Genomic DNA, 25,165 nt, shown 5'->3' on the forward strand with positions numbered 1-25,165 from the left:
ATCCTTAACAAAGATGCCGCGCATGAACATCCATACAAGATGATCAGCAAACAGATCCCAATCGCAGTTATATTCTATTGTTGAAGTTTATTTAAAAAGCCGAGGGCATAAAGCCTTCGGCTTTTTTGTTTTAGTTGAGTGCTTACATAAAAAACACTTAAGCAAATGCTTGACTATTTTTCCATTGTCGCTATACTTAAGTAAATGCTTAACAATTCATCTCTTGATGGGGTTTTCTACGCCTTGTCAGACCCGACTCGCCGTGACATCGTAGAAAGACTGAGCAAAAAACCGGCTTCCGTAAGCGAGCTTGCCGGCCCTCTGGACATGAGTATGGCAGCAGTCGTCCAGCACATACAAATTTTGGAAGAAAACGGTTTGATCAAAACCCAGAAGATAGGGCGCGTGCGTTCCTGCAGAGTTGAGATGAATTCGTTGGAACTGATCGAGAACTGGGTTCACCAGCGTAGAAAATTTTGGGAAAGGAATTTGGATCGATTGGGAGAATTTTTGGAAAAAACGGAGAAGGGAAAAAAGTAACTATGGAAACACTAAAAGTCGCCCACGAAATTTTTAGCATAGAAAGAGTATATCAATCTGAGCCAGAATCCGTTTATTCTGCATGGAGTAACGTAGAAGCAAAGGCAAATTGGTTCATCGGACCTGGAGATTGGTCGGTAGTACAGAGAAAATTGGACTTCCGAATTGGCGGAGAAGAGATACTTCATGGTCGTTTTCCAAATGGAAAAGAAACCTTATACAAAGCCAGATTTTCCGATCTAATCGAAAACCAAAGAATCGTTTTCGTTTACGATATGATCTTAAGCGGAAAGATCCATTCAGTATCAATCGCCTCCATTGAAATAGAAAGAGTAGACACTTCCTCTACAAGGCTAACGTTCACAGAACAAGTTGCATTTTTAGACCAAACAATAGGTAGAGAAGGTGTGAGTTCCAGAAGAGAAGGTACTTTGGCGCATTTAATAAGATTAACAGATTATCTCGAAAAGGCAAAATAAGGAGAACCGAGATGAAATTTTCTAATTTAATATATTATATTTTTACAATATTCATAGTCAATGCTTGTTCTGCAGGACAACCATTTCAACTTCGTGAAACACCTTCTAAGATTACATCCGAAGCATTTGAAAAAGGGCTCGCTCCCATTAGAGATATCCAAATGTATTACGAGATTCACGGGAAAAAGAATGGGATCCCACTAGTTCTGCTGAACGGTGGAGGCTCAACGATAGAAGTGACTTATAGCAGGATTCTCCCTCTTCTTGCTCAAAATCGTAAAGTGATCGCTCTGGACGAACAAGGACATGGTAGAACGACGGATAGAAATGCGCCAGTCAGTTTCGAAACTTCTGCGGAGGATGTAGTCGCTCTATTGAAATTTTTGAAAGTGGAACAAGTGGATATTTTCGGTTTTAGCAACGGCGCAAGTGTTGCATTGAATGTGGCTATCCGACATCCGAAACTAGTGCGTAAACTTGTATTTGCTTCATCTATCACAAAAAGAGAAGGGGCTTATCCTATGTTTTGGAATTTTATGAAAAATGCTACTTTTGAAAACATGCCTCAAGCACTTAAAGATGCATTTTTAAAAGTAAATCCTGACCCTCAAAAATTACATATAATGTATGAGAAAGATGCTGCGCGAATGCGTAACTTCAAGGATCTTAGCGATAAAGATATTAGAACTGTTGGAATTCCGACTTTGATCTTACTCGGGGATAAGGATGTTCCTAAGTTAGAGCACGCGGTAGAAATGGTCCGAATGATCCCGAAGGCAAGGCTTTTGATTCTGCCCGGAGGCCATGGAGATTATTTAGGAGAAGCAATCATGTCGCAAGGAAAAGATCGATATCCTGAATTGACCTCTGCTTTGGTCCAAGATTTTTTAGATTCGCCGTAAAGGTAAGATCAAAATCCGGATCCAAACAGTCTATTTTCTAAATATAGATTGGGAAATGATATGCTAGATTGGCTTACAAACTGGATTAAGGATCGCGAGACTATACAAAGGGGAAAAGAATTATTTTCTAAGATCCAAAACGGAGATAAACAAGGTTTTAGGAAAATTTTGGATCTCATCCCGAATAAAGGTGAGTTAAAAGAATGCACCAAGGGGCTTCTCGGTTTTTGCGCTTCCGAGATCCAAGATCCGTTTTATTTAGAAACTTTATTGAATGCGGGCTTGGACCCGAACCTTCCTGATGGAAATGGGATCTTTCCAATTCATAAAGCTGTTGAAAATGGGAAAGTAAAACCTGTTCAGATCCTCTTGGAACATGGAGCAGATCCTAATGTTTCCGATCCAAGCGGAGTGACTCCATTACATATTTCTTATAGTTATGACGGGCTCTCTGAGATCTCGGAACTTCTAATCTCGAATGGAGCGGATACAGATAAAAGAGATAATTTAGGCAAGAGATATTTAATGTAGTTTTTTTGTAGGAACTTCAATAAGCGCTACTTGTGAAAGTTCCTGTTTATTCGTTTCTAAGGTTGTTTTTGAACCAAAGCAAGGTTGTAATTTGGACCTACACTTCTAATCCATTTCCAAAAGTTTCTTCAGCTTTCTGATATTCTTATTTTCCGGATCTATCTCTTCTGCAGATTTTGTGAATCCGATTGCTTCTTCTCTATTGCCTAAAAGTCGATTTAGATCGGAAAGATGGACAAGGTTTTGTACATTCATAGGCTGCATTTGATTTACCATCATTGCAGCTTCCAAGGATTGAGCTAAGTTACCGATTCGTTTTTCTGCAATAGAGAGATAATACCAGAGTTCTGCGGTATCCGGATCTTGGCTTAGATACTTGCTCAGGACTTTTACCGCTAACGGATAGTCCTTTTCTTTAAAACTGATTAATCCGAGTAGCTTGTTCAATTTTTGGTTATTATTATCCGTTGCGTATGCATCTAAAAGAATAGAAATCGCCTTTTGAGCTTCTCCATTTCTATATAATTCTTTTCCTTCTTTGTACAGACTTTGTAGAACTACCTTATCCGCAAATTCGTTGCTATCTTCCCTTTGTTCAATTGCAGGAGCATTTACTTCTTGGAAACCGATCCGTAAGATTGAGAGGTCATCTATAACTTCTCCTATACTTCTGATATTTTTTTCGATATTTTTAATATCTCCGTGCGATCTTTCCACCACATCTAAGAAAACATTTTCATCCTCGTTGATGATCCTTTTGCCATTGTGTATGGATAATAAAAGATCGTCTCTTCCATCGGAGGCGAGAATAATCAGATCTCCGGGATGAAGCTGGAACTTTTTCACTTTAAAATCGAACTCCGAGTCCAGTCCTAATTTACGAAGTTCTAATGTGTTTTCTATAAAAGAAGCCTTTCCGTCCCTATACAATACCGAGAATGGATGTTCTGCGTTCCAATAGAACATTTCTCCGGTTTCGTCGTCGATCAATGCAACAGTCGCGGAAATGACCATGGTTCCATCAAAACTTTTGAACACGGAATGGATTTCCAGATAGGTTTCAGTCAGCCATTCTTCCGGTGTTTTTGCTAGAACTCTTTTGTTTGCGGCGGATCTTGCCATGATCGAGTTCATGACGACTCCCATGACCAAGGAACCTCCTGCTCCTTGCATGGATTTTCCCATGGCATCTCCATTCATCGCCATCGTGAATTTTTTATAATTATCAGGAGTTCCTAATCTTAAATTTCCTGTTAAACAAATATCTCCCCCGAGTTCTCCCTGCTTATTACGAAATTCGAAGTATTTCTTTTGTCTGATAAGAAAGCTAGTATTTACTTTAGGGGATTTGTTTGCGTTATAGAAAAGAGGTTTTGCAAGTAAAGAAGTTAAGAAATAGTCCCCATCCTGTTGGATTTTCAGTCTTTGGACTTCCTCCATTTTTTCCTGAACTTCTTTCGTACGTTCTTCTACCTTTTCTTCTAAATGATCCGCGTGCTCTTGTAATTGTTCCCTCGCTCCTCGGATAGAATCTACCATTGAGTTGAATGACAACGATAGGAAACCGATCTCGTCCATAGTCTTGATAGGAACGTTTACATTTAAATCTCCGTGGTTGACTTTCTCCACTCCGGACAATAGATTATTAAGAGGATGAATTAGGCTGACTCTGAGCAGGATAGGGAAGGCGATCAATATAAAGATCGTTGTTCCAAGAATGATCAGGATTAACCAGCGGGCTACGTCGTGGATTACCTGTCTGAATTCGGCATATGCGAATCCTACTTCATATCTTGTAGGTCCTATCACAAAATCATAATGGATATAGAAATCGCCTGCGACTCTGTAGAGCCTGGCACCTAAAGGAAGATTTGTTTCTTTCATTTCCTTTAGAGTGATTGTCTCTAACTCCGATTCGGATTTCCCTTTGTGAAGCTTTCTATTCTTTTCGATCGCTTCTTTGAGTTGTTGGTTTTTGTAATATTTCTCTCCTTCTTTCAAAATGGTTTGGTTCAAACCGTCTTTGGAAAAGAGGATCTCATATTTATGATCGAATATTCCCGGACCGACAGGGCGAGATAAAATGTATCTTACATTCGGAGGAAAGTTCGTGTCTCCATTTCGGATCTCCGTTTTGACTGAATTCATCTCAACTAAGTCTTCTTTCTCGATGGATTTATCAGTGGAGAATAACGTAATGTAACTTATTGCCCCTAGAGCTAACACTACCGTAACTACAGCGCTGGAAAGAATTTTTCCCATAAAGCTAGTAGGTTCCGGTGAATGGTTTAAATATGCACTTTGTATGAAGAATATCGTGATTACCGATAGGATAAAGTAGGTAATCGCATAGGTATCATAAGATAGAACACCGGACTTGTTTAATACGTTATTATATGCATTTAAGATGTTTAAGATTACAGTTAGTAAGAATGCTCTTAATGCAATTCCTTCTTTTCTCGCAGGAAGTAAGATCCTCATGATATTCAGAGGGAGAAAAAGTAGAGTTTTTACAAGGATTCGAATCGGGAGAGCCAAAGAACTAGAGGATGTATTCCATTTTTGGAATATTCCAGTATAACGAGAGAAGTAGATTGTCTTTCTGATTAGAATGACTGTGCTGATGATAAAACACAAAAGGATCGCAAAACTAGCTTCTTTTCCGTAATCAAAACTATAATGGTGGGCGGAGAATAGATATATCTTTTCCATTCCGATCGTTTTCAGAATGAAATGTATCCATGCAGCTAATGCGATTACTAAGGTTAGCGGAATAACTATCTTGGATTCTTTTGGGTAAATATTCCTTGGGAAATGATAGCAGAAACCTATGAATCCTACGATCCCGAAGATCACAAAAACTGTAAGATATCTATGATATGCAGCTAATGGGTTAAATATGGAGTAGGAGAGGAAGTAGCCCAAAAACATGGTCCCATATCCCAGATACATTATAATTAAATAATATGTTGGTAGGGTCCTGTTCTTCTTGAATACCAAGAATCCGCTCAAAACGAAGGTTAAAAGGAATAAGGAGAAAACTCCGCTTGCATGATGGGAGAAAAGAATGGAAGCTTCCATATCGGACTTGTTAGATTTTGCATAAACGACTAAATGTCAAGAGGATTCTCGAATACATGATAAATAGCAGCATATGTGTCGCTATTTTGGATTTTTATCGAGCGTTTGATCGACAAAATTGCGATACGCACTAAAACTTTGGTATTATTTTTCTTCTCTCGACTTTTTTTAATTAGGCGATTTTCGTCTTTATTACAATTGCTCGACCTTGATCTACCCTAAGGATCCAATTAAGGTCGAGCAAAAGAATCCGTCTTAATTCAACCAAACCTTTTTGTTTTGCTCCGCATACTCATCAAAAGTGATAGGATCTTTTCCTGTGATCTCCCGAACAGTATTCAGGATGGAAGAAGAATGGCCTTCTTTCAGCGCGCCGGCGATGAATACCATAAAACTTGCATAGTCTTCGGATACGCCCGCTTGTAAAAGATTTGCCTTAAATGTCTCCGGGCTGATATCGGAGTAACTTACCTTTACGCCAGTATGTTTGGAAATTTTTTCGGCTACTTCTTCATGAGTAAGTGCTTCTTTTCCGGTTAACGTAATTCCTTTGCCGTTAAATTGGTCGTTCAATAGAGCGGAAACCACCGAAGAAGATATGTCATCCGTATGGATAAAGCTTGTCTTTGCATTTCCTGCAGGGAAGAATATCTTCTTATCTTTTAATATTCCGGAAAGCCAATATGTTTGGAAGTTCTGCATGAACCAATTCGGTCTTAAGATTGTGTACGGAACTCCGGAATTTTCTAAGCTGATCTCTAATTTTCTAAAAGGAGCCTCTGGAGGAGCGAAGTCCACTCCCATGGCGCTCATCAAAACTACCTTCTTCAAGGAAGCTTTTTTAGCTTTTTCAAACCAAGGACTTAATACCGAATATTGGTCCGTGTATCCTGGGGGAGAAATGAAGAAGGCTCTCTCCACATTTTCTAAAATTTCAGTTCCTTTTGTGGGCTGGGTGGCATCTGCAAATACCCAATGTAGCCCCGGAAGTTTTTTGCCGGCATCCGGATTCCTAGTTCCTGCATATACTTCATGTCCCAAATCCAATAGTTTAGAAATTACGGAACTGGAGATCTGTCCTGATCCGCCATATACGAAAATTTTCATTTGATTTATTCTCCTGTAACTTTGAATGATACAAGATGTATTGAAATTAGGCTATGTCTTAGGGTCTAAAAAACATATCCAATAGTATAAAGGAATCGACTTTTGGATATTATGGCTTATGTTTAGAAGATGGATATTCTTTCGGAAATATTGACCAATGCAGGCTGGAAAGCGGACCTACTCGCCAGGACTTCCTTATATAAACCTTGGGGGTTTCGTTTTCCTTGTGAAAGGAGCGGTGGATTCCATATTCTTTCTCAAGGTTCTTGTTATGCAAGGATCAAAGGAAAACTCATCCATTTAGAAAAAGGAGATATTCTATTCGTTGCGAAAGGTCTGGATCATGACTTGGTATATTCTCCAAATGATAAAGTCGTAGATATTGCCAAGTTCAGGGATATGTCCGAAAAGCAAAAGAGGTCTGAAAAACTTCCTTTAACCACATTCGTTTCCGTTCGTTATGAGGTTCCGGAAGCAGCGCAACATCCATTTTTCTTCGAGCTTCCAGATTATATTTTAGTAAAGTCTTCCGATGTTCTTGCACATCATCCGTTAAACACCACTCAAGTATTGATCTCTCAAGAATTGGATTCAGGGATAGGTTCCGATCTGATACTGCAAAGATTAACCGACATTCTTCTGTATTACGTGATTCGACATTGGTTGGAGATCCATCCTTCTTCTTCTCCTGGCTGGAGAAGCGCTTTTAAAGATGAGAAGATACTGAGAGCGTTAGAGGCATTGCATAGAAAACTTTCTTATCCTTGGACTTTGGAAAAATTATCCAGAGCGGTTGGAGTTTCTAGGGCTTCCATTGCGAATCGATTCCGGGAAGTTCTGGGATGTACTCCAATAGATTATTTGGCAAAATTAAGAATGGATAAAGGAAAAACTCTGATGGCAGAGGAGAATTTTACCTTGGAGGAGATCGCAAGGACTGTGGGCTATTCTTCCGCGTTTGCTTTTTCCAAAGCTTACAAAAGGATCCATGGTCTTTCTCCTAGAAATTCCGAGCAGGAAAGATTGGGGGCTTAGTCATATTCCGAATGGAACGATTCTAATCGTAGGTTCCACTGTAACCGGTTCTAATCCGCAAACAATCTTCTTGACGGAAACCGGTTTTAAGATTCTTTTTATGCTGCTTATATGGATCAGTTCTATTTTAATTTTTATTTTTTCGGTTCTCTATTAGCCTGCCTTTTTTCCATCTACGTTACCTTCTTCTTTTTAAGTATCAAGGATAGAAGTAAGGCAGCGTTTCACTTGGGTCTTTCGACCTTGGCGATGACCATTTTTCATTTAGCTTATATTATCGCGTTTATCTCTTTCGATCAGTGGACAATCATACATCGTTGGTTGGCGATCCCATCCCCCATGATGGGATTTATACAATGTTTTATATTTTTCTTTTATTTTCCAAATCCCAGAAACGTTAAGTTCGGTTTAACTATTTATTTTATTTTATATGCTGGGCTTGCGATTGTTGAGGCCACATTTATTGCGGTTACGTTACAGTCGGATCATCGTTTTAATATAGGAAGTAATTATTGGGATTTCGAATCGCATAAGTTCTATAAAATTTTCTCCATTATAATTTTAGTATATAACTTTTCTTTTTTGGCATCTGCTACTTGGAGAGCGATCGTAGAAAAAGGAAAAGAAAGAAGATGGATTATCTATATCGCGATCGCTTATTCTACGATTACGATCATTCCGGGTATCTTGAATGTAATGAGTAGGGACGGCTCCGTCTCTAGAAAAGTATTCCAACATACTACCGATATCGCACTTGTGATCGGCCTTTTTCTTGTCTTGATCATTTATGCAAATGCGACCAAGGAAAGGACTACCATTTTGAGTAAGATCGTGGCCGTGACCATGGCTACTTTTCTTTTAGCATTTCAGTTGGTAGGATATGCAATATTAAACGGTTATGATACTTCTTTTGATACATTAAAAGGTCAGGCTTCCGAACTTGCGGCTTTTCAGGGAAAGAAGCCGGAGGGATTTGCCTATCTTCTATCTTTTGATCCTGAATCCAAAGATTTCAGTTTGGAAAAAGGAGAGAAGGACCAAAGGTTCGATTCGGAAGATCGTTTAGAGATCAAGTTTTTCAATGTGGCTCGAAAACTTACGAATTTGGGGACTTTGAATGCGAAAGAAAGATGGGAAAGATCCAAAGTGATCCTTCAGGATTCTCCTAAGGAATTTTACGCATACTCTGAAGGAATAAGGAATTTTTACGAATCAAAAGGAGATTCGAAAGTTACAGATGTAGAGCTTATCGATTTTTTCCATTTTCTGAATAAAAAACTGAATATTATAAAAAACAAATTCTCTAATCTTCCTTCAAAAACTGATACGACAGCGGTGGCTAAACTTCTGAATTCTGAAGAGATCGGTTTGAAGTCTGTACTAGAGCAGGTTCGTAAAAAAGTGGAGAAGGATATTTCTTCTGGGAAGTCGGAGTTAGAGGTTCGATCTTCCTTCATTCTTCCTTTAACTTCTTTGAGAGAAGTGGGAGAAAGAATGTATAGAGGAGCTAAGTTTAATAAGGCGGATGAAAAAACTCCGGAATTCTATTTGGCTTATTTAGTGATCCATCCGCAAAACGGAAAAATTTACGAAGTAGGATTCACTTACAGATCTTTCAGAGAATATTTACATTCTCCTTCTTTAGTAATGGTGATCTGCCTTTTGGTGATGATCATTACGATCAGTTTCGGTTTTAGATTTTTCTTTCATAACGCGATCGTAAATCCGATGGAGGAAGTTGTAGTCGGATTGACCGAGGTAAATTCGGGAAATTTGGAATATAGATTGGTCCCAAGAGTGGAAGATGAAATTGGATTTATAGCTCGTTCTTTCAATAGAATGGCAAGGTCCATTCAGGCGGCCAGAAAAAGATTGGAGCAATATGCTAACGAATTGGAAGAGAAAGTCAAAGATAGGACTAAGGAATTGGAACAAACTTTGAACGAAGTCCAGGAATTGAAACAACAACAGGACGCGGATTATTTTTTAACTTCTCTTTTGATCAAGCCGTTAGGTTCGAACAAAGCAAATCAAGAAAACGTAAAGGTGGAATTTCTTTTGAAACAAAAGAAAAGGTTCACTTTTAGGAAACATGAGGATGAGATCGGCGGAGACTTGAATATTTCAAATCATATAGAGCTGCAAGGGAGATCCTATACTGTCTTTTTGAACGGAGACGCAATGGGTAAGTCCATGCAAGGTGCGGGAGGCGCATTGGTTCTTGGATCCGTTTTTGAATCTATTATTGAAAGAACAAGAGTAGTCGATACAATTAAAAAACAATCTCCTGAAAGATGGCTGAAAAATGCGTTCATAGAATTGCATAAGGTATTTGAAAGTTTTGACGGATCAATGTTGGTATCTTCCGTGATCGGTTTAGTTGATGATGAGATAGGAGTATTATATTATATTAATGCAGAGCATCCTTGGACGGTGTTGTATCGGGACGGGATTGCGAGTTTTATAGAGAACGAATTCATGTTCCGAAAATTAGGAACAACGGGTGTGGAAGGTACTATTTTTATCAAAACCTTCCAGTTGGAACCTGGAGATTGTATCTTTGTGGGTTCTGACGGTAGGGATGATATCATCGTTGGCATGGATTCGGACGGGGATAGGATTATCAACGATGACGAAAAGTTATTCTTAAACTCTGTCGAAAAAGGAAGAGGGAATCTTCAGGAAATATATAATGTTATTTTAAATATCGGTAAATTGAGCGATGACCTTTCTATTATCCGGTTGTCTTTTACAGGAAACGGAAAAGAAACATTCCCTCAAGACGAAAAAAGACAGAGGATCAAGGAACTACTTAGGAATGCTAAGGAAACCTTTTTAAATAAAGATACACAAGAAGCCCTCAGTTATTTAGAAGAAGCGGAATCTTTGGATAGCCGTGTTCCTGAAGTGAAAAAGAATTTTATTAAACTTTTCCTGAAATTAAAGGATTATCAAAAGGCTGCCAGATACGCAGAAGATTACTTTAAGATGAATCCGATAGATAGCGAGATCTTGTATGTGGCTTCTTTTGCGGCAAGAAAGGCCGGTCAGATCAGAAAGGCTCTAGATTTCAGCGAACGTCTTAGATTGAGAGAACCTTCTCACATAAAAAATCTAACCAATCTTGCTGAAATCTATATAGCAGTTAAAAATTTCGATCGAGCAGATTCTATTCTAAAAGATGCAATCCATCTGGATCCGCATAATGAATCCGTTTTAAAAGTAGCAGATCTTTTGAAAAAATATTTGAGCAGGCTAAATGACCAGCCGAAGGAATTTTAGATCCTTCGGCTAAGTATTTTATTATTTTTTAATGTGATATCCTGTTTTAAACATCCAGGCAACCACTCCTAGGCAAGAAACCAAGAAGAATAAGATCATAGCTAGGCTGATTTCCAGGCTTACATCCCCAATCTCGTAAAAACTCCACCTAAACCCGCTGACTAAATATAGGATCGGATTGAATAGAGTCACAGTTTGCCAGAAAGGAGGGAGCATATTTGCAGAATAAAAACTTCCCCCTAAAAATACCAAAGGAGTGATGACGAGCATTGGGATCACTTGCAGTTTTTCAAAATTGTCCGCCCAAATTCCTATAATAAACCCGAATAGACTAAAGGAAATACAGGTCAGGATCAAGAAGAACACCATCAAGAATGGATGAGCTATCTTAATCTCCACAAACAAAGATGCTGTTGCAAGCATGATAGAACCTAATATCAATGACTTGGTTGCAGCAGCTCCCACAAAGCCGATCACAGCTTCCATGCTGGAAACCGGAGCGGATAATATTTCATAAATGGTTCCTGTAAACTTAGGAAAATAGATTCCGAAAGAAGCGTTAGAGATACTTTCTGTTAATAGGGAAAGCATAACAAGTCCTGGAACAATAAAGGAACCGTAAGACACTCCGTTAACTTCTTGGATCCTAGATCCGATCGCAGAACCGAAAACGATAAAATACAAAGAAGTAGAAAGGACCGGTGAAGCAATACTTTGCATCAATGTCCTTCTTGTTCTTGCCATTTCGAAAAAATAGATGGCTTTGATAGCGTTGAGATTCATTTGGATTCCTTCACTAATTGTACGAAAATTTCTTCCAAACTGCTTTGGGTTGTATTCAGGTCTCTGAATTCTATTCCGGATTTTTTCAATTGTTCTAAGAAGCTTGCGATCCCTGTTTGTTTTTCCTGGCCGTCATAGGTGTACAATAATTGTTTTCCTTCATTCTTTAGTTCCAGTTCGTAGCCGTTAAAATTGTTAGGTAGACTTTGGAGAGGGGAAACAAGATCTAGTAAGATCTGTTTTTTCCCGAGCTTATGCATGAGTTCGGTTTTCTTTTCTACAAGGACCAACTCTCCTTTGTTCATGATGCCGACTCTGTCTGCGATCTCTTCCGCCTCTTCAATGTAATGCGTTGTAAGAATTATGGTAACTCCCTTGTCCCTAAGTGCCCTCACTACATTCCACATATCTTTTCTGAGTTCTACATCCACGCCTGCAGTAGGCTCATCTAAAAATAGAACGAGTGGTTCATGAGATAATGCTTTTGCGATCAGAACCCTTCTTTTCATTCCGCCGGACAAGGTCATTATCATTTGATCTCTTTTCTCCAGAAGAGAAAGAGATTTTAGAAGTTCATCGATATATTCTTTGTTAGGTGATTTTCCGAACAGACCTCTACTGAAATTGGTAGTCGTTAAAACGGATTCGAACGCATGAACTGTGAGTTCTTGGGGAACAAGACCGATCATCGATCTGGTCTTTCGATAATCTTTTATAATATCGTAACCGCCTACGGAAACAGATCCGGAACTTGGATTGACTATCCCGCAGATGATGGAGATCAGAGTGGTTTTTCCTGCACCATTAGGACCTAAGAGGGCAATGATCTCTCCTTTTTCGATATCCAAGTTTATGTTTTTTAAGGCTTGGAATCCGTTGGAATAGGATTTGGAGAGGTTCTGGATGGAAACAATGGGAGAGTTGTTGGAGTTCATACGATTCCTTCAAACCGTTCAATAAATTATGTGATTATCCAAAATACAGAACTTAAGGATATTGGCCCACACCAATTTTAGAAGATAGAATAGTTTTGTAGGGCTATGGAACGGTCGGTTTCCAGTAAGTGGAAACCGAATGTTGGAATTCCTACAAAGATTAATTTCGACCTTGTTTCTCTCTTAGATAAATATAGTAGGCAGCTCCTACTGCTACACCGGGAACCACACCAAGTAGAAGCGCGATCCATCCATTTTTAATACCTTTTGTTTTTGAATCATATATGATCCAAGCAGCGAGGACAAGCCATGTAAAAATAATATCCAATGCATAAGCGCTGGAGAATGGATTAACGAATCCTCCTAAAAAAGCACCGATCACATCGAAGTTTTGCAATAAAGGTGGAAGCACTAAATATAGAAAGCCTGCGGTAAACACAGAGCCTAAGACGATCAGAAGATTTCTAAATGTTGAAAGGGTCATTTTTGCTCTCTCGATTGAAAGTTTAATAGCAAAGAGTAGGGACTTTTTCAGAGAGCGCCAGATAAATTTCAATTTGTGAGTAAAAAGTCTCCAAAAGAAATTTAAAAACCGGATTGGCAAAAAGTGGACCGGATCCACAAAGGAAACTGTCCGAATGTCCAATTTACAAGAATTAAAAAAGAAGTTCGGAATCTCCGAATTCAGATCCTCTCAAGAAAAAATTATCAGAGATGTTTTAGAAGGCAAAAACTGCTTAGTGATCATGCCGACAGGGATGGGCAAGTCTCTATGCTACCAATTGCCTGCATTAGCATTGGAAGAATTGACAGTCGTTATTTCTCCGTTGATCGCTCTCATGCAGGACCAAGTGGACAAGTTAAAGTCTTTGGGAGTAGATGCAGAATTTGTAAACTCATCTCTTTCAAAGGAAGAACGTAATCTTCGTTATGAGAATTTAAAGGATGGAAAATACAAAATCCTTTATGTTTCCCCGGAGAGATTTCGTAAGTCGTCCTTTTTGGAAATATTTAAGACCAGAAAAGTTTCTTTATTGGTTGTGGATGAGGCTCATTGTATCAGCCAGTGGGGGCATGATTTTAGACCGGACTATACTAAAATTTCAGAATTCAGAAAGATCTTAAAATATCCTAGGATCATTGCTTTGACTGCTACCGCTACAAAGGAAATCCAAAAGGATATGATCAAGCAGATCGGATTATCCGAATCGGATATTCAGATCTATAATGAAGGGATCTCAAGGCCGAATCTTTATTTGGAAGTTAGGACTTTCGTGGATTCTTCTTCTAAAGCAAAAGAATTGATCTCTTATCTAAAAAATTTAAAAGGAAATACGATCGTTTACTTTAATCTGATCAAAAATATCGAAAGTTTCTCGGAACTTTTAGATATAGAGAAGATCCGCTATCGTGTGTATCACGGACTATTACCTTCCGATAAAAGAAGGAAAATACAAAACGAATTTTTAAATTCAAAAGATACCTTACTTTTAGCTACGAATGCATTCGGGATGGGAGTAGATAAGGCGAATATTCGGACAATCATTCATGCAGAACTACCTTCTTCTTTGGAATCTTATTATCAGGAAATAGGGAGAGCGGGACGGGATGGAAATCCTTCCGATTGCCTTTTGTTTTATAACCAGGATGATCTGTCTGTTCTTATGGATTTTATTGAATGGCAGAATCCAGATGAAAATTTTATGACCAGAGTGTATCGAGTTTTAAAGTCTGTAGGCGAAAAACTATCTTCTTTAGATTATGAAGAACTACAATCTATGGTTGTGCATAAAAATCGAGGAGATCATCGTTTGCAAACAGTGCTGAATCTTTTCGAAAGGCATGGAGTTACTTCCGGAGATTTGGAAAGAAAGTCTCTTGTTTTGCGTGGAAAATTGCCTGAAGTTTTGACGGACCCGAAAGTTTTGGAGGACCGAAAGAAAGCGAGTTTGAATCGATTGTATCAGATGCTTATGTATTTGAAGTCTGAGAAATGTAGAAGGGAATTTCTATATGAATATTTCGGTGCCACCTTTCATACTTGCGAAAATTGTGATATTTGCTCTAAGATTTAGACTCTCGGGATTGAAAACGTAAATTTACTTCCTTTTTTCTCTTCCGATTCTACTGAAATTTTTCCGTTATAAGCTTTTATAATGCTATAAACTAAAGGTAAACCTAAGCCGGTTCCGGATTCGTTTTTGGTCCCCAAACGAGTGGATTTGACCTCGGTTAAAAATAAATTCGGGATCATATCTTTGGGCATTCCGATCCCGGTATCTTCTACGAAAAATTCCGGATCATTCTTCTCGTTGGAAAATCCTATACGAATAGAGTCATTCTCTCTGCAGAACTTTATGGAATTGGAAACTAAGTTAATAAATATTTCGGAAAATAAAGTCCTATCCACGTTTAACTTAACATCATCGGGGATCTCATTTAGGATCCTGACCTTCTTCGCTTCCGCTTGGGGAAGAAGTTTGGCAAGCACACCTTCTACTTCCGGATACACATAGATCAAACTGTTGTCCAAAGGGAAAGAACCGGATTTAAGTCTGTTTAGATCCAAGAGTGTTGCGATCATCTCTAAGGATTGGGAAGAAGTATACTCCGCTCTATCCACCCATTCCAATAAGGATTCATCGTCCAATTGCTCGTAATCGTTTCGGATCAAATGTAAGATACCGATTACTGTTGTGATAGGGGATCTTAAATCGTGAGTTACTAAAGATAAGAATGTGTCTTTGAGTGAATTTGCTTCTTCTGCAATATGTTTCGCTTCCGCTAATTGTTTCGTTCTTTCTGTGACTTTTTGCTCCAAGGATTTTTGGAGTTCTTCTAATCTTACGAACGCATTAGAAAATCTGACTGAAAGCATCACTGTTTGGGAAAATAAGAACGCAAGAAGTCCCCAACTTGCTAAATATTCAGCTTTTATGATCAAACTTTGGTTTAAAATATCGTTTAAAGTAGTTAAGAACAGTATTAAAGAGCCGATTGCAAATAGAATGGCACCTTCTCTCCTTCTGAAAATGCAAAGAGAAATCATTATAAAGAAATAAACTATGCTGAGGCCTACAAAACCTTGGAATATCCTTATATAGTTCATGTATTCGGTTGAAGGAAGAGCAAGAACTATGACGAAGAATGCGAAACTAACGCTTATGAATATATTATTAAAATAATAATGGAATTTTTCATCGGGAAATACCGCTTTTAAAAAAACTGAAAATAAGGGCAGTGCTAAAACAAAAGTCAAAATATCCAACTTATGGATGTACACCCAAAAAGAATCCGGTGTGACCTCATAGATGAATACCGATCCTGTAAAAAACCCTCTGATACTAAGATCAATGCAGAATAATCCGAACCAAAGTGCGGATTTATCCACTCGTCTCATCAAAAACAAGATCAAATGATAAAGGCCCATGAAAAAAGTGGCTCCGAAGACCACCCATCCAAGAGCAACCTGTCTTTTTTTTTCTTCGAAGACTGCTAATGTGTTTCCTAATTTAATGGATTTACGGAGCCCGCCGGTTATATGATAAAAATTTGATATTTGTAAGATAAGTTTTAGTTCCTTAGATTCTTCGTCTATTAGAACGATAGGATGTTTGTAAGAAGGGAGCATTCCCTCTCTGGAATTTCCTACTTTGCCGTTCTCGATCAGCAATTTTCCGTTCAGGAATAGTTTAAATGCTGTGGAAACATCTCCGATCTGAAAAGCCAGATCTTTTACAGGTTTGTCCAATAGGACTGTGAGTTTGTAAGTTCCGAGACCTTCTCCCTCATGTTGTTTGCCGTTTTTTGTAAATGAGTTCCAGGCTCCAGGAACGGAAATGAATCCATCTTTTGTGAATGTTTCCGGAGTTAAGACCGAATTTGCAAATTCCCAATCTCCATCTAAGGCAACAGTAGCAAAACGATCTCTATCCCAATCTCTTAGATCTAAAATTCCGTCTTTTGCATGCGGAGAATACACTTCGGTTGTCCCCGAACACCCCATGAATGCCAAAAGAAATAGTAAATGAAAGACAGATGACCTCATTCTAATATCTGGTCTCCAGTTTATTCTCCGCATGAACCCTGTATAGAAAATTGCATAAGAATGTTTTTAAAAAAAGACTGAAAATCCTACGAAGAATCCTCTTAAGATCTCATAGTTCCCTGATCTAGATCCATTCGTGATATATGTCAATGAGGGTGAAGAAATATTATAAGTTAAATTCAATTGATCGAAGTGCAAATAACTGAAGTAAGAATAAATTTGGTTATATCCCAAATGAAATTTCATATTCTCATGAAATCTATATTGGAGAGAAATTTCTGATTCATAACCTCTGAAAATTCCTTTTGTTCCAGCGCTTCCATTCGTAAAGACCAACGTATCGGTAGAAATTATCGGAGTTCTGAAAAATCTGGTTCCTTCCGTATAAAATAGATCTAAACTTATATTCGCAGAAAAATTCTCAGTAAATTGATAGGAGGATTGGATAGAAACCTGAGGGCCGTATGTATAAAAATATTCCTGAAAGGCGCCATCTAACATGTATTTTCCGTAGGTGTACTTATTGATATTACGAAGTCCTCCTCCTAAATATAAATTCCAATTTTGAAGAGGGGAAACGATCTTATAAAAATTCGCTTCAAACTCCGATCTTGCTAATGGAGAATAATAAAATCTCTCTGCAGATAAACCATTCGAATTGGATCGGATCACATTTGAATTCGGATTCACCAACTCTACTTCGTAATAGGAGATCTCAGCTCTATAATTCTTTTCATAATTTTCGTAACTGAAAACTGCCGGAACCAATACTTTTTGATTTTGTTGCAAATGGTTTGTTTCTATGGATTCATATGGATCCGTTTTTTCGGAGTAAGAAGTAAAATTATAAGGGATATAACTATAAGTTTGCCTCTTTAATAATAATTCGAATTTTTGTTTTTTCTTTTCAGAAGCTCCGTTTTTAGAAATTTCCTCCGAAGATTGCAAATTCGAAATTAGGAATAGATTTAATAAAATAAAAACATAATATTTTTGAATACGATCCATATTCTTCTGCACCTTGAAAGAATATGTAGAATTTTCTTTTTGAAACTACAGGAGGTCAACGACTTTCAGATTTTCTAGTATACTTCCAAAACTTTCCATTGGAGACTTGTATCTTGGAGAAGATATGAATCTATTCATCACCGGAGCTTCCGGCTTTGTAGGCGGAGCAATCGCACGTCATTTGAAAGAAAAACATAAGGTAAAAGTATTGTCCAGATCTCCAAAGACGGACTCCGCTTTAACTCAGCAAGGTTTTGAAATAGTAAGTGGGAGTTTAGAATCAATCACTCCGCAAGATCTCGCAGGAATTGATATTGTAATTCATTGTGCAGCATTCGTCGGTCCGTGGGGAAGTTACCAAGATTTTTGGAAAGGAAATGTAGAAGGAACGACTCGATTATTGGAAGCCTCTCAAAAAGCGGGAGTCAAAAGATTTATACATATGGGAACGGAGGCAGCTCTCTTTTATGGACAGGACATGGTCCAGATAGACGAGACCTATCCTTATCCTAAAAAAACTCCTTACTATTATAGTCGTACTAAAGGAGAAGCAGAAAGAAGAGTAGTTGCCTCAAATCGTCCCGGTTTCGAGACAATTGTTCTAAGGCCTCGATTTGTTTGGGGGCCTGGAGATACGTCCGTTCTTCCTGTCCTCAAAAAGATGGTGTCCGAAGGAAAGTTCATGTGGTTAGACGGAGGAAGAGCTAAAACTACTATGACCTGCATTCCGAATTTAGTCTATGCAACTGAGCTTGCTTTAACTAAAGGTACACCGGGCCAAATATATTTCATCACAGACGATGAAGAAAAAACGGTAAAAACGTTCCTAACGGAGATGATGCAAACCCAAGGAATTACACTGCCTCAAGCTACAATACCTTCTTCTCTTGCTGGATTTTTGGCAATGATAGTAGAAGGGATCTGGAGAATATTAGGAATTCGTAAAGAACCTCCGATGATGAGATTCCCTGTGGATATTATGGGGAAGGAATGTACAATCCGAATAGACAAGGCCAAAAAAGAGTTAGAATATAAACCTGTGATTACTGTAGCGCAAGGTTTACAATTAATGAAAGGTTAAGTGCAGCGTTAGATTTTGATCTCGGAGGCTTCTCACTTGTCGCCTTCTATCTTTGCGCTTTTTAAGATCGTATCAAGTAGGCCTGGAAATTTTTTTTCCAGGTCATCCTTACGAATGATGGAAAATCTCTGAGTTCCTTCATATCTTGTGAAAATCATTCCCGCCTCCCTTAATTTCCCCATATGGTACGACAGATTTGTTTTCGGGGCGTAAACTAGAAAGGTGGAACAATTGGATTCTCCTTTTTCTGAAAGGTCCAATAGTATCTTCCTACGGATCGGATCGCTTACTGCCTCGAATATGGAGTTCAATTCAATCTGATCTAAATTGGGATGAGTTGGCTGTTTAGACATCGGAACTTTTTTCCAATACTCCTTATAAAGTTCAATAATATTTGAACAAAAGATTGACAAGCACTTTCTAAGTTCTATAGTTCAATAATTATTGAACTAATGGAGAAATGCCCCCGTTTGCCCCAAAATCCAAATATATTGCGGGCGGGGACTAAGGAGACTCCTATGAAAATACTTAGGTCAATTCAGAAAACCTACCAAAGTTTCACAATTTTGCTGTTTTCCTTCTTTTTAATTACCCCTCTTTTCGGCGATGAGGTGAAGCTGAAATCCGGGAAGATCCTAAAAAATCTGAAGTTGGAGAAGGAAGCTGAAGAATATTATATTTTTAGTTTAGAAGATTCTATCCCCGTTCGGATTCTTAAATCCGAGATCGCAAGCGTCGAGGCTGAAAATAACCTTCAAGAATTGAAGGAGCAAAAACAAATCCCTCAAAAAAGAAATTATGATCTGGTTTGGACCCAATCTTTAACGAATGATGTGTTCATCAACGGTAACAGTTTGTTCGGAAATGCTTTTGATAGAAGAGGGGGGCTTCATTATTCTGAAGTTCCTAAGTCTTTAATTCTGGATACAATGGTGAATATACCTACTCCAGTAGAAGGGTTGCAATTGATCATTAGAGATTATTCTCCTTTGACTGGAAGGACGAACCGGGATGTGGATGGGGTTTTTCAATCGCATCCTTACGGACAAGGGGTTGATTTGGAGAAGGTGGCGGAAGATCCCAATACAAACAGATTGAGAAAGGAGCCTAACGGATTGAGAGAAGGTCTTGCCACTCTTCTCAATTACAAATGGTCTACTAATCGTTTAGGAGATTGGAATGCGGGTTGGATCTATTATGCGAATAATCAGCCGAGTTTTGCTTTAGGACTTTTTACTTTCGGTTGGGCATTGCCTGTGCTGAAGTATATTCATCCGACTTATACCTATAATGTGAGAGTGACTTCGGAAAGAATTGGCGGTTCGAGTATCGCAGGGGAGAAGGACCTGGAGTCCGGATATCCTACCAATGCGTTTAATGGTACAACCTTTCATAAATTCTCGGTATTCCATGACTATGAGATCTCTGAAAATTTTAAGATACAACCTGGGATCGATTTCGGATACCAATACTATAATGACAATATAGATAGAAGATCCGGATTCAAAAATATCGATTATAAGGTAACCGTAAAGTATTTGGGATTTTCTTTTGCACTTACGGATGTTTATAGACCAAATACTTATATGATAGATAATAATTATTATTATCCAAATAATGTAGGAGGTCAAACGGTCGGAACCGTACCTGGAGCAACGTGGGTAGGTCCGTTAACAGGAAACACAAACGATGGACTGACTATTGATCCATCTAAGGGTTACGGGTTAGTAAATGATTTTATTTTAAGTTCTATCCAAAATTCCGGATTAGATCCTAACGTAAAACAAGCCTTGGTAAATAAACACTTAGAGCAAAAGATCCCACTTCATAGTATTATCTGGTCCTTCGGATATTCTATTAGGATCTAAAATAACAACCGGAAGAGAATATCCGAAATTAAGGATCTACTTTTTCTTCCGGTTGGACTTTTCAAAAATTCTTTATAAGTTTCGCATAACGTGTTAACTTCCTTTCGAAAGATCTGTATACGTAACCATATCAAAATGTGCATCCATTCGGGTCCGCGACGTAAATTATACTGTCAGTATGTTTAGTCTTTATTGTAAAACATACTTTAAATAAAACGAATGTTTTAACTTATTCGCTAGTCGAACGATAAAAAATTCTTAAAATCTGCATTTTTTCTGCCTCGAGGTCTTGACCTATTTTAATTCTAGAACTATTCTAATCGAAAATTTTGTCGGCGATGTCGGATGAAAGATATTACGTTTTCACGATTCGATTCCAAGTTTTTAGGATATATGTTTATTATATTCGTTTTTTATTGTATAGGTTGTGATTCTCAAAAGAAAAAGGATACAGACTTAACGGAACTTACCTACATTCCGAGCGGAATTTTGGGATTACCTGACTTGCCAGTTCCTAAAAATAACCCTCAATCTAACGACAAAGTATCGTTAGGTGCTAAATTGTATTCTGACAAGCGCTTTAGTTCTGATGGAACCGTTTCTTGCGCCACATGCCATAAACCTGAACAAGCTTTTGTAGATAAACTGAAGGTTTCTAAGGGTATTAAAAATCTCACCGGTACTAGAAATGCACCTACGGTATTAAATGCAGCCTATTATAAGACACAGTTTTGGGATGGAAGAAGAAGCGATCTGGAAGGTCAGTCAAAAGATCCTCTTTTGAACCCTGTGGAGCATGGTCTCTCCAGTCATGATGATCTAATAAAGATCGTAAAAGCGGATCAAGACTATACTTCAAGGTTTAAGACGGTGTTCGGTATAGATTCTGATTCGATCAGAATAGATCATGTTGCCATGGCCATCGCATCTTTTGAAAGAACAATCATATCAGGTGATTCTCCTTTTGATCGGTATAGATTCGGAAAAGAAGAGAAGGCTCTATCTGCGTCTGCGATCCGGGGATTGAATCTATATATGGGTAAGGCGAGATGTCAAGATTGTCATACAATAAGCGAAACATATGCTATTTTTATAGATGATAAATTTCATAATCTGGGAGTAGGTTTTAAAAGAATACAACCTAAGTTAGAAGAGATCCTTCAGAAAAAAGCAGAATCTAAAAACAGTCCTACTTCAGACGAAGAAATACTTACGAATATAGAATCTTCCGAACTGGGTAGATTTTCAGTCACAGGGATCAGCGAGGACCTGGGAGCATTTAAAACCCCAGGGCTTAGAAATATCGCATTAACTTCTCCTTATATGCATGACGGGAGTTTAACAAGCCTTGAACAAGTCATCGATCTATATGATAGAGGTGGAGAAGCGAATCCTTTCTTAAGCAGCGGTATCCGTCCCTTAGGACTGAGTGGTCAAGAGAAAGCGGACCTAGTGTCTTTTTTAAAATCCTTAACGAGTCCGGTTTTGCCTAGCATGCCGAAATGAATGGATCGGAAATATTCCGATAGGAGGGGAGTTATGGAAGAGGGGAAACTGAGCAGGAGGGACTTTTTGCGTGGAACAGGAGGTCTACTAGCCGCGAGTATTGTTCCGATGAGTCTAATCGAAATTGCCTGCGGAGGAAGAGGTAAGGGCACTCATGAAAAATTTACCTTCGCGTTTATCTCAGATCCTCACCTAACACATATTAAAGGAACAAATTTTGTTAGGAATTTTGACAGTGGTCTGAATAAGGCGATTGAAACGGTGAATCTGATGTTCCCAAGGCCTGACTTTGCGGTATTCGGAGGAGATCTTGCCCAGTTAGGAAAAAGGGAAGAATTGGATCATGGTATGGAGCTTCTATCCAAGCTTAAAGTGCCGATTAAATTTGTTATCGGAGAACATGATTATTATTTGGATCTGGGAAATTATTGGCAGGATAAGATAAGCAAACTCAATTATTCATTCGATCATAAGGGAGTTCATTTCGTAGTTCTGAATAGCATTTTGACTTATGATACTTGGATCAAACGTTGGAAAACTCCGGAAGAAAGGATGAACGAGATGGCTCGTTTGGATAATCCGAATGGTTCTCCTTTTATGGTGGGTGATGATCAGATTACCTGGCTGAAAAAAGATTTGGAGAATATTAAAAGCGGAACTCCATTAGTAGTTCTTTCTCATTCTCCATTATATAAAATTTATAAACCTTGGAATTTCTGGACGGATGACGCGGAAAAAATCCAATCCGTTCTGGATAGATTCGATAATGTCACGGTTTTCCACGGGCATGTACATCAAGTTTTGTATAACCAGATCAAGAATATCAGTTTTTATGCATTGATGTCCACTGCTTGGCCTTGGCCTTATCCGGAAAGTTATACTCAGTCACCACATTATATCCCTAAGATGACTGTTTTTATGAACCGTCAGGATCCATTTCATGAGAGGGATGGAACGGGTTGGGCGTTCGTGAACATGGATAATGCAAGAGAGGAAATGCATTATAAACTTTGGGAAAATAAGGATCGGATCGTAAAATACGACGAATCCGCTGGGCATCCTGTGGATTCAATTTACCAAAAGCCTGAATCTAGAATTCTTCCTCAAACTCACTATTAGGAGAATCTTATGTACGATCCGCACACATTTAGAGATAGATCTAAATCAAGAATTTTATTCGGTATTTGTATTTCCTTTTTCTTTCTAATTTTCGGGACAGTATCTTTGATCTTCGGTGACGACTGGGATAGATCCAATGAAGACAAATGGAATACTGCGTTTATGGAAACGGTGGCTCGGGGAGAAAAACTTTTTCATGGGCCTGAATTAGGGGGTAACACGGTCCAATGTGCTATGTGTCATCCGAATGCAACCAATACTCATCCGGAAACTTATCCTAAATTCCAAAAACAGATCGGGAAGGTGTCCACATTGAGAGAGATGATTAATTGGTGTATCCAAAATCCTCTGCAAGGAAAACCATTAGCTTATGACGATCCAAAGATGATTGCGTTGGAAGCATATATTATGTATGAGAGGAGGAACTCGATTCTAGTTCCCGGAAAACATTAGAGGAAATGAATATGATCCGATATGGTTTGTTTTTAGGGACCCTTTTGATTTTAGTTTTCTCTTCGGTTTTTTGCGGATCTGAGATTAGCGACTCCAGATGCAAATCAGATCTCGAAAAAGGGATCTATTTATTCGGAACTGTAGAAGATATGCATTCTGAAAAGGCCATCTCAGTGCGTGAATCATTCGCCTCCGGAAAAACGGATTTGTTGTACGTTCCCTTCTCCGCAAAAGTAAAACTAAAGGAAGATGTCCGTAACTATGTTCATCATGCCCAAGAAGGAAGATATCATCGAGAATATGTCGGCTGGGTGATGCAAAATTCCAGAAACAAATCCGGAACGGAGAAGTTATTGCATTTTTCATTACTCGCAAACCTTTCATCTGCTCGTTGGTATGATGCAAAGAGTGGGCAGATCATCCCTTTAAAAGGAGTTTTGAGATATAAAAAAGAGGGAGCTGAATGGGTTTCTTTAGGAGCGTTCGATAATTAAATTTATTGAATATGCAATGGTCGGGGAAGGGCCCCCTTTAGGGGAAGGATTCCGCGTATTCTTTCAATTTTGACAAGAATCGATCTGCTTCCGGATAGGCAAGGTGGAGAGCATCGCTGTCTTCGTAGATATCTTTGTTATCGATAAACCAAATATATTGAGAAGGAGGAAAGTTTTTTAGAACTGTCTCTCTGGTCCTGGTTTCTTTTGCGGAGGCTAAAATTTCGGGATGCATCGGCATTTCAAAAAATATTGGCCGGACACCTTTGGCTTCTAATTCTTTAAGGATAGAAGAAAGATACGTCATTCTATCATTCAGCTTTTTCTGTTCTACTGCGGCACCATACCAACGTTTTACTTCTTCCAGATGTTCATGTTTTAATCGTTTGGAAATTTCGAGGGCTTCGTTTTTTTCTTTAGGATCCTGCTTGATTTCGGCGGCAAAGAATCGATCCGTAAATTGGATCACAAATCCTACCGCATAATTCAAGGGTTGCTTTTCGGATTTGAGAACAGGGAAGTTCCTTCTGGTAAAAATAAAAAAAGGATCCGTATTCTCTTTAGAGAATTTTTCATTCTCTTTTACAGAAAGTTGATTAACTTCTATCAATACGAATTTGGGAGAAGTATCCGAATTCTTTAATATAGATAATCCTGTAAGTGCGCCTTCTCCCACTAAAGAAAGATTAAACCAGCCTGAATTTTGTTTTGGCAACATTCTATCCGACATGGAAGATCCAACGATCACATATTTAGAATCTCTTCCTTCCGTTAAAAAACTTTCTACCCTGACACGATTATGCTGCCACCAGCTTTGTTTCGGTATTTTCTGAGGAGAAACAAAATACACAAAACCGGAATATAGTCCTAAAAATGTCAGAAAGAATAAGCTAAGTCGGATAAAAAATTTCAT

22 protein-coding genes are annotated in these 25,165 nt (G+C 38.5%); 13 read left to right on the plus strand and 9 right to left on the minus strand.

The features are described 5' to 3' along the window. Positions 1–204: 204 nt before the first annotated feature. From CH352_RS18265 to CH352_RS18280, 4 genes are read left to right on the plus strand one after another with little or no spacing between them, the layout of a single operon-like run. Complete coding sequence (locus CH352_RS18265) at positions 205–540, plus strand: ArsR/SmtB family transcription factor (protein WP_100707969.1); 336 nt, start codon at positions 205–207, stop codon at positions 538–540. 2 nt (positions 541–542) lie between these two features. Continuing rightward, on the plus strand, positions 543–1,019 hold the full coding sequence (locus tag CH352_RS18270; protein WP_100707968.1) for an SRPBCC domain-containing protein: 477 nt from the start codon (positions 543–545) through the stop codon (positions 1,017–1,019). 11 nt (positions 1,020–1,030) lie between these two features. Next, entirely contained in the window at positions 1,031–1,921 is an 891-nt protein-coding gene (locus CH352_RS18275; RefSeq protein WP_100707967.1) for an alpha/beta fold hydrolase, read from the plus strand. 60 nt (positions 1,922–1,981) lie between these two features. Beyond that, positions 1,982–2,452 carry an ankyrin repeat domain-containing protein gene (locus tag CH352_RS18280; RefSeq protein ID WP_100707966.1) on the plus strand — a complete coding sequence of 157 codons (471 nt, stop codon included), beginning with the start codon at positions 1,982–1,984 and terminating at the stop codon, positions 2,450–2,452. A gap of 105 nt (positions 2,453–2,557) precedes the next feature. On the opposite strand, the gene CH352_RS18285 is transcribed toward CH352_RS18280, so the two are convergent. Next, positions 2,558–5,533 (minus strand): SpoIIE family protein phosphatase, encoded by a 2,976-nt coding sequence (locus CH352_RS18285; RefSeq protein ID WP_100707965.1) that lies wholly within the window; start codon positions 5,531–5,533, stop codon positions 2,558–2,560. A gap of 255 nt (positions 5,534–5,788) precedes the next feature. Beyond that, a complete protein-coding gene (locus tag CH352_RS18290) occupies positions 5,789–6,640 on the minus strand; it encodes an NmrA family NAD(P)-binding protein (protein ID WP_100707964.1) in 852 nt (283 codons plus the stop codon). Positions 6,641–6,769: 129 nt separating this feature from the next. Between CH352_RS18290 and CH352_RS18295 the strand changes: the two genes are divergently transcribed. Further along, positions 6,770–7,675 (plus strand): AraC family transcriptional regulator, encoded by a 906-nt coding sequence (locus CH352_RS18295; RefSeq protein WP_100707963.1) that lies wholly within the window; start codon positions 6,770–6,772, stop codon positions 7,673–7,675. A 111-nt stretch (positions 7,676–7,786) separates the two neighbouring features. Further along, on the plus strand, positions 7,787–10,957 hold the full coding sequence (locus tag CH352_RS18300) for a SpoIIE family protein phosphatase (RefSeq protein WP_100733522.1): 3,171 nt from the start codon (positions 7,787–7,789) through the stop codon (positions 10,955–10,957). 21 nt (positions 10,958–10,978) lie between these two features. Here the strand turns inward: CH352_RS18300 and CH352_RS18305 are convergent, their stop codons facing one another. From CH352_RS18305 to CH352_RS18315, 3 genes are all read right to left on the minus strand, one after another. Next, positions 10,979–11,740, minus strand: a complete 762-nt coding sequence (locus CH352_RS18305; RefSeq protein ID WP_100707962.1) for an ABC transporter permease — start codon at positions 11,738–11,740, stop codon at positions 10,979–10,981. Continuing rightward, positions 11,737–12,675, minus strand: a complete 939-nt coding sequence (locus tag CH352_RS18310; protein ID WP_100707961.1) for an ABC transporter ATP-binding protein — start codon at positions 12,673–12,675, stop codon at positions 11,737–11,739. The genes CH352_RS18305 and CH352_RS18310 overlap by 4 nt, the downstream gene beginning before the upstream one ends. A 160-nt stretch (positions 12,676–12,835) precedes the next feature. Continuing rightward, entirely contained in the window at positions 12,836–13,159 is a 324-nt protein-coding gene (locus tag CH352_RS18315; protein WP_100707987.1) for a DUF2834 domain-containing protein, read from the minus strand. 154 nt (positions 13,160–13,313) lie between these two features. On the opposite strand from CH352_RS18315, the gene CH352_RS18320 reads away from it, so the two are divergent. Continuing rightward, positions 13,314–14,750 carry a RecQ family ATP-dependent DNA helicase gene (locus tag CH352_RS18320; RefSeq protein ID WP_100707960.1) on the plus strand — a complete coding sequence of 479 codons (1,437 nt, stop codon included), beginning with the start codon at positions 13,314–13,316 and terminating at the stop codon, positions 14,748–14,750. On the opposite strand, the gene CH352_RS18325 is transcribed toward CH352_RS18320, so the two are convergent. Beyond that, on the minus strand, positions 14,747–16,723 hold the full coding sequence (locus CH352_RS18325) for a sensor histidine kinase (protein ID WP_100707959.1): 1,977 nt from the start codon (positions 16,721–16,723) through the stop codon (positions 14,747–14,749). The two genes, CH352_RS18320 and CH352_RS18325, sit on opposite strands and share 4 nt — an antisense overlap. Before the next feature lie 66 nt (positions 16,724–16,789). Then, positions 16,790–17,731 (minus strand): LA_2444/LA_4059 family outer membrane protein, encoded by a 942-nt coding sequence (locus CH352_RS18330; RefSeq protein WP_100707958.1) that lies wholly within the window; start codon positions 17,729–17,731, stop codon positions 16,790–16,792. Between the two features lie 124 nt (positions 17,732–17,855). On the opposite strand from CH352_RS18330, the gene CH352_RS18335 reads away from it, so the two are divergent. Further along, on the plus strand, positions 17,856–18,812 hold the full coding sequence (locus CH352_RS18335) for an NAD-dependent epimerase/dehydratase family protein (protein ID WP_100707986.1): 957 nt from the start codon (positions 17,856–17,858) through the stop codon (positions 18,810–18,812). A gap of 32 nt (positions 18,813–18,844) precedes the next feature. Here the strand turns inward: CH352_RS18335 and CH352_RS18340 are convergent, their stop codons facing one another. Continuing rightward, on the minus strand, positions 18,845–19,165 hold the full coding sequence (locus CH352_RS18340; RefSeq protein WP_100707957.1) for an ArsR/SmtB family transcription factor: 321 nt from the start codon (positions 19,163–19,165) through the stop codon (positions 18,845–18,847). Between the two features lie 165 nt (positions 19,166–19,330). Between CH352_RS18340 and CH352_RS18345 the strand changes: the two genes are divergently transcribed. The 5 genes from CH352_RS18345 to CH352_RS18365 all read left to right on the plus strand — a co-directional run bounded on the left by CH352_RS18345 (position 19,331) and on the right by CH352_RS18365 (position 24,252). After that, positions 19,331–20,680: a hypothetical protein gene (locus CH352_RS18345; RefSeq protein WP_100707956.1), complete on the plus strand. Its 1,350-nt coding sequence runs from the start codon at positions 19,331–19,333 to the stop codon at positions 20,678–20,680. Positions 20,681–21,025: 345 nt separating this feature from the next. After that, a complete protein-coding gene (locus tag CH352_RS18350) occupies positions 21,026–22,186 on the plus strand; it encodes a cytochrome-c peroxidase (RefSeq protein ID WP_243396431.1) in 1,161 nt (386 codons plus the stop codon). Between the two features lie 33 nt (positions 22,187–22,219). Next, a complete protein-coding gene (locus CH352_RS18355) occupies positions 22,220–23,305 on the plus strand; it encodes a metallophosphoesterase family protein (protein WP_100707984.1) in 1,086 nt (361 codons plus the stop codon). A 9-nt stretch (positions 23,306–23,314) separates the two neighbouring features. Further along, entirely contained in the window at positions 23,315–23,758 is a 444-nt protein-coding gene (locus tag CH352_RS18360; protein ID WP_100707955.1) for a c-type cytochrome, read from the plus strand. Between the two features lie 11 nt (positions 23,759–23,769). After that, on the plus strand, positions 23,770–24,252 hold the full coding sequence (locus CH352_RS18365) for a hypothetical protein (protein WP_100733523.1): 483 nt from the start codon (positions 23,770–23,772) through the stop codon (positions 24,250–24,252). A 37-nt stretch (positions 24,253–24,289) separates the two neighbouring features. On the opposite strand, the gene CH352_RS18370 is transcribed toward CH352_RS18365, so the two are convergent. Beyond that, a complete protein-coding gene (locus CH352_RS18370) occupies positions 24,290–25,165 on the minus strand; it encodes a hypothetical protein (RefSeq protein WP_100707953.1) in 876 nt (291 codons plus the stop codon).

It is taken from the genome of Leptospira hartskeerlii (assembly GCF_002811475.1).
GTDB classification, from domain to species: domain Bacteria; phylum Spirochaetota; class Leptospiria; order Leptospirales; family Leptospiraceae; genus Leptospira_B; species Leptospira_B hartskeerlii.

Coding starts and splice junctions, on each gene's coding strand:
- CH352_RS18335 (WP_100707986.1), top strand. CDS start 17,856: ATGAATCTATTCATCACCGGAGCTTCCGGCTTTGTAGGCGGAGCAATC.
- CH352_RS18305 (WP_100707962.1), bottom strand. CDS start 11,740: ATGAATCTCAACGCTATCAAAGCCATCTATTTTTTCGAAATGGCAAGA.
- CH352_RS18310 (WP_100707961.1), bottom strand. CDS start 12,675: ATGAACTCCAACAACTCTCCCATTGTTTCCATCCAGAACCTCTCCAAA.
- CH352_RS18285 (WP_100707965.1), bottom strand. CDS start 5,533: ATGGAAGCTTCCATTCTTTTCTCCCATCATGCAAGCGGAGTTTTCTCC.
- CH352_RS18355 (WP_100707984.1), top strand. CDS start 22,220: ATGGAAGAGGGGAAACTGAGCAGGAGGGACTTTTTGCGTGGAACAGGA.
- CH352_RS18340 (WP_100707957.1), bottom strand. CDS start 19,165: ATGTCTAAACAGCCAACTCATCCCAATTTAGATCAGATTGAATTGAAC.
- CH352_RS18315 (WP_100707987.1), bottom strand. CDS start 13,159: ATGACCCTTTCAACATTTAGAAATCTTCTGATCGTCTTAGGCTCTGTG.
- CH352_RS18270 (WP_100707968.1), top strand. CDS start 543: ATGGAAACACTAAAAGTCGCCCACGAAATTTTTAGCATAGAAAGAGTA.
- CH352_RS18325 (WP_100707959.1), bottom strand. CDS start 16,723: ATGAGGTCATCTGTCTTTCATTTACTATTTCTTTTGGCATTCATGGGG.
- CH352_RS18300 (WP_100733522.1), top strand. CDS start 7,787: ATGGATCAGTTCTATTTTAATTTTTATTTTTTCGGTTCTCTATTAGCC.
- CH352_RS18370 (WP_100707953.1), bottom strand. CDS start 25,165: ATGAAATTTTTTATCCGACTTAGCTTATTCTTTCTGACATTTTTAGGA.
- CH352_RS18350 (WP_243396431.1), top strand. CDS start 21,026: ATGAAAGATATTACGTTTTCACGATTCGATTCCAAGTTTTTAGGATAT.
- CH352_RS18290 (WP_100707964.1), bottom strand. CDS start 6,640: ATGAAAATTTTCGTATATGGCGGATCAGGACAGATCTCCAGTTCCGTA.
- CH352_RS18265 (WP_100707969.1), top strand. CDS start 205: ATGCTTAACAATTCATCTCTTGATGGGGTTTTCTACGCCTTGTCAGAC.
- CH352_RS18275 (WP_100707967.1), top strand. CDS start 1,031: ATGAAATTTTCTAATTTAATATATTATATTTTTACAATATTCATAGTC.
- CH352_RS18295 (WP_100707963.1), top strand. CDS start 6,770: ATGGATATTCTTTCGGAAATATTGACCAATGCAGGCTGGAAAGCGGAC.
- CH352_RS18345 (WP_100707956.1), top strand. CDS start 19,331: ATGAAAATACTTAGGTCAATTCAGAAAACCTACCAAAGTTTCACAATT.
- CH352_RS18320 (WP_100707960.1), top strand. CDS start 13,314: ATGTCCAATTTACAAGAATTAAAAAAGAAGTTCGGAATCTCCGAATTC.
- CH352_RS18360 (WP_100707955.1), top strand. CDS start 23,315: ATGTACGATCCGCACACATTTAGAGATAGATCTAAATCAAGAATTTTA.
- CH352_RS18365 (WP_100733523.1), top strand. CDS start 23,770: ATGATCCGATATGGTTTGTTTTTAGGGACCCTTTTGATTTTAGTTTTC.
- CH352_RS18330 (WP_100707958.1), bottom strand. CDS start 17,731: ATGGATCGTATTCAAAAATATTATGTTTTTATTTTATTAAATCTATTC.
- CH352_RS18280 (WP_100707966.1), top strand. CDS start 1,982: ATGCTAGATTGGCTTACAAACTGGATTAAGGATCGCGAGACTATACAA.